The following is a 358-nucleotide window of genomic DNA, read 5'->3' as shown; positions in this document are numbered from 1 at the left end:
TTGCCCAGTCACTTGTTGTGTCTGTTAAATCTACATTGGATAATGTTCCTCCAATACATGGATCCGTATCATTTGGATCCGTATCACTTGTTTCTCCATCGCCATCACAATCTGTAATCGCTGTTACAGGTAAAGTAATATCTGCTACAGTAAATTCACAAGCATCGTTTGGATCTGTGTCGTTTGGTCCTTGAACGCCGTCTCCATCAGGATCCACCTCGTCTAAGTTACTTACTCCGTCTCCATCACAATCTGCAGTTGCCCAGTCACTTGTTGTGTCTGTTAAATCTACATTGGATAATGTTCCTCCGATACATGGATCGGTATCATTTGGATCCGTATCACTTGTTTCTCCATC

Annotated in this window: 1 pseudogene; it reads right to left on the bottom strand. The window is 42.5% G+C overall.

The features are described 5' to 3' along the window. Positions 1-358: pseudogene (locus ACVCXO_RS12145) on the bottom strand (hypothetical protein); the annotation flags it as partial.

The organism is Lacinutrix sp. MEBiC02404, assembly GCF_053601575.1.
This window is presented reverse-complemented; position numbering and strand designations above follow the sequence as displayed.